This is a genomic window from Planktothrix sp., assembly GCF_046067725.1.
Lineage (GTDB): Bacteria > Cyanobacteriota > Cyanobacteriia > Cyanobacteriales > Microcoleaceae > Planktothrix.
Map to the genome: position 1 here is coordinate 1 of NZ_JBJUDF010000132.1, position 4,218 is coordinate 4,218.

Below are 4,218 nucleotides of genomic sequence, written 5' to 3' on the forward strand. Positions count from 1 at the left end.
GTAATTAATGATTTTTGATGTTTAATAGTAATAATTAGTCCCCCCTCTCCTTGCAGGAGAGGGGGTTAGGGGGAGAGGTCATACAAATTTTGGGAGAAAATGAAACAGCCCTGCCTTTAGGGGGTCGCACTACATCCCACGACTGAAGTGCGTGGGCTTTGTGCGAGCTCTTTGTAAAAACCAGAAGGGATGTTAACGGAATGATGTAGCGGGTTGTTCTAGTAGAATTTCGCAGGTTTCACCGTTATATCCTCGTTTCGGTTCAACAAAAACTTGATCACCGGATTGAAGTTGAAGTTTGGTAAATTGCTCTTTAGTTAAATGGGCGACAATTGGACGCTCATCAGCTAAGATTAAATCCACTTGAATATCCCATCCTAAATGTGTGACCCGTTTCACCCAAGCGGGTGCTCTTAATTCAGAGTGATCTGTGGTGTGTAATTCTAAATCATGGGGACGAATAAAAATATGAGAAGTGGGAACTCCGAAAGCTAAATCTTGGAAAAGTGACGCATGACTGGGTAATACATTAACCGTTCCAATAAACTGCATTACAAAGGGTGTGGCGGGGTGATCATAAATTTCTGCGGGGGTTCCAACCTGTTCAATTCTACCTTGATTCATCACAACAATTTCATCGGCGACCGCCATTGCTTCTTCTTGATCATGGGTCACAAAAACACTGGTGACATGAACTTCATCATGCAATTGACGTAACCAACTCCGCAATTCTAAACGAACTTTAGCATCTAACGCCCCAAAGGGTTCATCGAGTAATAAAACTTGAGGTTGAACCGCTAAAGCACGAGCTAAAGCAACCCGTTGACGTTGACCACCCGACAGTTGAGAGGGATAACGATTTCCTAATCCTTTTAATTGAATTAATTCTAATAATTCCTCGACTCTTGCTTGAATTTGTTTGCGAGGATATTTACGAATTTCTAAACCAAAGGCGATATTTTGGCGGACGGTGAGATGTTTAAATAAAGCATAATGTTGGAATACAAATCCAATATTGCGCCGCCGTACATCTAAATAGGTTGTATCTTGACCGTTAATAATAATTTGTCCACTATCGGGAGTTTCTAAACCAGCGATCGCTCTTAATAAAGTCGATTTTCCCGAACCCGATGGCCCTAATAAAGCGACTAATTTTCCTTCTTTAACTTCCAAGTTGATCTGATCTAAAGCTTGAAAATTACCGAAAATTTTAGAAACATTTTTAACAGCAATACCCATATTCACTCCAAATTTAAGAAAAAAATTACAAGGTTTAATTCCAAAAAAGCTTAATCATGATTGGTTTTCCGTTCTAAAATTTCTTTCAGAACTAAAGTAACTAATGCGAGTAATGCTAAAATGGTGGCAGCACCAAAAGCAGCTTCGGTTTGATAGTTTTTGTAAGCTTGTTCCACAAAGGTTGGTAAGGTTAAAGTTCGACCAGAAATTAATCCAGAAACCACCGCTACGGCTCCAAATTCCCCCATCGCTCTAGCATTGGTTAATAGAACACCATAAAGTAACCCCCATTTAATATTAGGAAGAGTGACACGCCAGAAAATTTGGAAATCTTGAGCTCCTAAAGTTCGCGCGGCTTCTTCCTGTTCTGAACCGACTTCTTCTAAAACAGGAATGACTTCTCTAGCGACAAAAGGTAAAGAAACAAATAGGGTTGCTAATACCATTCCAGGGAGTGAAAATAACACTTTAATATCAACACTTTGTAAAGCTGCACCAAACCAACCATTGCGACCATATAACAGGACAATCATTAACCCTGCTACCACTGGAGAAATCGCAAAAGGCAGGTCAATAATACTAATTAATAAGGTACGACCTGGAAATTGATTGCGAGCAATGACCCAAGCCGCACAAAGTCCAAAAAGAGTATTAAGGGGAACAACAATAAATGCAATGGTTACAGTTAATTGCATCGCGTGTTGAAATTCACGGGTATTGATAGCCGTTAAAAATTCTTGGGTTCCTTTATGGAAAGCTTCATAAAAAACGGCTATAGCAGGAATAAATAAAATTAAGCCGAGATACAGTAAAGCAATTCCAATCAGTAGCCATTGAATCCAAGGTGGCGATTGTGAAGTATTGGGCTTTGTTGAAGAATTAGATATCATAAAGGACAAACGAGCAATGAATATTAGGTACTAATTAATTAAAAAGCTTAAAACACTTAGCTTTTTAGAGAATACCGTCGTCCCCATTGTTGCAGTGCGTTAATCAATATTAACAAGAATAATGAAACAAATAAGAGGACTGTACCAATCACTGTAGCACCGACATAATCATATTGTTCTAAGCGTTGAAACACTAAAACCGGAGCAATTAAATCTTTAAAGGGAATACTCGAAGAAACAATAACCACTGAACCATATTCGCCGACAGCACGGGAAAAACCCAGGGCTATTCCGGTTAAAATGGGAGGCATTAAGGGGGGGAGTAAAACCCTTAAAAACGTTTGAAATTGAGATGCACCTAATGACCATGCGGCTTCCTCCGTTTCCTGTTCCATTTCTTGTAAAACAGGTTGTAAAGTTCTGACCACAAAGGGGATAGAAATAAACAACATGGCTACAAATACCCCTAAACGGGTGAAGGCAATTTTAATGCCAAAAGGGGCAAAAAATTGTCCAATCCAGCCTTTATCGCTATAAACAGTTGCTAAGACTAAACCTGCAACGGACGTGGGTAAAGCAAATGGTAAATCAACCGCAGCATCGATTAATTTTTTCCCTGGAAACTGATAACGAACAAGCACCCAAGCGACTAAGGTTCCCATTATTCCATTAATGGCGCCTGCGGCTAAAGCAGTGACAAAAGTAACGTTATAAGCAGATACAGCAATGGGACTAAAGGCAATATTCCAGAACTCTTGGGGAGATACCCTCAAAGATTTTTCAATTAATGCAGCAAAAGGCAGCAATAACATCAAAATCAAATAGAAAAATGTAAAAACCCAAGGAAAAGAAAACCGCCCCAAAAGTTCTATAACTGGGTGATTTAAAACCGGTTGTTTAAGTTTCAATTGGTTAACTCTCATAGAGATTAAATCAGGGATTTAGATTAATTAATGGGATTCTACAAAAGACTTGATTTTGAAGATAAATTCAGAAATATTAGGAAGTTTTGAGCTACCATCCATCAATTTCTGATTGGGAATCTCGCCAAATTTCGATATCTAAATCTGAAAGATAAATTAAAGCACTGTTGATTTGTTGAGGGGTTCCTTTCAGGAGTAAATCAAACCAACCATCTTCCTTAGCATTCTGACCTAAAATCGCTCCTATAATATTAACTTGTAAACTATAATCAGAAATTAAATGAGAAATGACAGGTTCTTGATGATATCCTTTAGGAATTCTAACTCGAATTCGGCAGTTTGTCTGATAACGTTCTCTCGCTTTTAAAACAGAATTATGTAAATTTTCAGACATTTTAACCTCCTTCAATGAATCAGTAGAACGTTATAAACTTGATCAAGATCTATTTAGGTTGGGCAATTTTGGTTTGCATTTGCTCAAAAAAGGCTCCATCCGCAAAAAATTGACTGTCTACTTGCTTCCATCCGCCTAAATCTTTAATGGTAAAGAGTTTTTCGATTTTCGGAAATTGGCTAACAAATTCCGCTTCTATGGTTGGTTCAACAGGTCGAAATCCAACTTTAGCAAACTCTCGTTGAGCTTCCGGTGTAAATAAGAATTTGGTAAACGCTTCTGCTACTTGCCTTGTTCCATGTTTATCAACATTGGCATCAACAACGGCAACCGGATTATCAATGGAAATGTTATAATCTGTTGGCACAATATAGGGTTGTCTATCTCCTTGTTGCGTCGCTAAAATCACTTCATTTTCATAATTAATTAAGACATTCCCTTGACCTTGTTTGTAGAACACATCACTAGCTTCACGAGCATCTTTTGGCAGAACTGGAACTCGACTAAAGACGGTTTCTACAAAGTTTTGGGCTTCTTGTTCGCTTCCTCCGGCTTGAGTAATCGCCCCCCACAAAGCTAGGAAGTTCCACTTGGCACCCCCAGAGGTTTTCGGGTTAGCCGTAATCACTTGAATATCATCACGGGTTAAATCAGACCATCCCTTAACCCCAAGATTCGGATCTCTAACGACTAAAGCAGCAACGGATTTATGCACGATTGACTCATTAGGTAGTTCCTGTTCCCAACCGGGTTGGATGAGTCCGGCTTTCTC

At 39.1% G+C, this 4,218-nt stretch carries 5 protein-coding genes; all 5 read right to left on the reverse strand.

The annotated features are described in order from the left end of the window. Window positions 1-192: 192 nt before the first annotated feature. On the reverse strand, window positions 193-1,239 hold the full coding sequence (locus ACKPEB_RS07440; RefSeq protein ID WP_408964232.1) for a sulfate/molybdate ABC transporter ATP-binding protein: 1,047 nt from the start codon (window positions 1,237-1,239) through the stop codon (window positions 193-195). 50 nt (window positions 1,240-1,289) lie between these two features. Further along, window positions 1,290-2,129 carry a sulfate ABC transporter permease subunit CysW gene (gene cysW, locus ACKPEB_RS07445; protein WP_408964233.1) on the reverse strand — a complete coding sequence of 280 codons (840 nt, stop codon included), beginning with the start codon at window positions 2,127-2,129 and terminating at the stop codon, window positions 1,290-1,292. 56 nt (window positions 2,130-2,185) lie between these two features. Then, a complete protein-coding gene (cysT, locus tag ACKPEB_RS07450; protein ID WP_408964236.1) occupies window positions 2,186-3,001 on the reverse strand; it encodes a sulfate ABC transporter permease subunit CysT in 816 nt (271 codons plus the stop codon). Between the two features lie 142 nt (window positions 3,002-3,143). Next, window positions 3,144-3,446, reverse strand: a complete 303-nt coding sequence (locus tag ACKPEB_RS07455) for an NIL domain-containing protein (RefSeq protein WP_408964234.1) — start codon at window positions 3,444-3,446, stop codon at window positions 3,144-3,146. 49 nt (window positions 3,447-3,495) lie between these two features. Next, on the reverse strand, window positions 3,496-4,218 hold a 723-nt coding region (locus tag ACKPEB_RS07460; protein WP_408964235.1), incomplete at its 5' end, for a sulfate ABC transporter substrate-binding protein.

What these genes read in the sequence shown, in the direction of transcription:
- ACKPEB_RS07440 (WP_408964232.1), bottom strand. Translation starts at nt 1,239, where the DNA reads ATGGGTATTGCTGTTAAAAATGTTTCTAAAATTTTCGGTAATTTTCAA.
- cysW (WP_408964233.1), bottom strand. Translation starts at nt 2,129, where the DNA reads ATGATATCTAATTCTTCAACAAAGCCCAATACTTCACAATCGCCACCT.
- ACKPEB_RS07455 (WP_408964234.1), bottom strand. Translation starts at nt 3,446, where the DNA reads ATGTCTGAAAATTTACATAATTCTGTTTTAAAAGCGAGAGAACGTTAT.